This window comes from Bradyrhizobium sp. Mp27 (genome assembly GCF_029953005.1).
GTDB lineage: Bacteria > Pseudomonadota > Alphaproteobacteria > Rhizobiales > Xanthobacteraceae > Bradyrhizobium > Bradyrhizobium barranii.
In genome coordinates this window covers 1-1,132 of sequence record NZ_JASAUS010000524.1, presented here as the reverse complement: position 1 = coordinate 1,132, position 1,132 = coordinate 1, and the positions used below count along the sequence as shown (strand labels likewise).

Genomic DNA, 1,132 nt, shown 5'->3' with positions numbered 1-1,132 from the left:
CCCCTTTGATCGGCGTGCTCTGCTGGTAGCGCTCGGGTCGTCGGAGCTGGTCGGGGTTGCGGAGACGGCGCGAGCGCGGGTTGTTTGAACATCGTCGCGGCTTTTGAATCGCCAGCTGTCGTTGCCGGTCTCGACGATGTCGCAGTGATGGGTCAATCGGTCGAGTAGCGCGGTGGTCATTTTGGCATCGCCGAACACGCTCGGCCATTCGCCGAACGCAAGATTTGTGGTGACAATGACTGAGGTGCGCTCGTAGAGCCGACTGATGAGATGGAACAAGAGCTGACCGCCGGATTGCGCGAACGGCAGATAGCCCAGCTCGTCGAGGACGATGAAGTCCATGCGGGTCAGATGCTCGGCGAGCCGTCCCTGCCGACCGTTGCGGGTTTCGGTCTCGAGCCGGTTGACGAGGTCGACGACGTTGTAGAAGCGTCCTCTAGCGCCATTGCGGATGCAACTTCTGGCGACGGCAATGGCCAGGTGTGTTTTGCCTGTACCGGTGCCGCCAACCAGCACGACGTTGCGTTGTTGGGCGATGAAGCCGCCGTCAGCGAGATCATTGACGAGAGTCTGATTGATCGGCGTGCCGTCGAACTGGAAGTCGGCGATGTCCTTGGCGAGCGGCAGCTTGGCAATGGTTAGCTGGTATTTGATCGACCTGGCTTGCTTCTCGTTGATCTCGGCGTTGAGCAGGTCGCCGACAATGCGCTGAGGTTCGTGCTGGCGCTTAACGGCAGTTGCCATGATCTCGTCGAAGGCAGCCTTCATGCCGTAGAGCTTGAGTTCGCCCATGAGGTCGAAGATTTGGGTTCGTTCCATCAGATGGTCCTCCGGAGGTTGTCGTAGCGGGCACAATCGGCGATCGGTGCATGACGGAGCGTCAGTGCGGCCGGCGTCATGATGTTGGCCGGTGAGGCGGGTTCACGTTGACGGGCCAGGATATTGAGAACGACATCGGCGGAATGAACGCCATGAGCGACCGCCTCGGCGCAGGCGGCTTCCACCGCGGGCAATCCGTCTGTCAGCACCGCATTGAGGATGTCGACCATCTGTCGATTGCCATCGTCGGCACCGGCGAGTTTGCGCCGTACACGCTCAATCGCTGCGGGCAGCACCCAGTCCTTGAAGGGAG

The 1,132-nt window shown here is 60.9% G+C and carries 1 protein-coding gene and 1 pseudogene; both read right to left on the bottom strand.

Features of this window, described 5'->3' with window-relative positions:
- Positions 1 to 819: IS21-like element helper ATPase IstB (gene istB, locus QJT78_RS51515; RefSeq protein WP_348652449.1), on the bottom strand; the 819-nt coding region annotated here is incomplete at its 3' end.
- Positions 728 to 1,132: pseudogene (locus QJT78_RS51510) on the bottom strand (IS21 family transposase); the annotation flags it as partial. The pseudogene QJT78_RS51510 and the gene istB, both read right to left, overlap by 92 nt.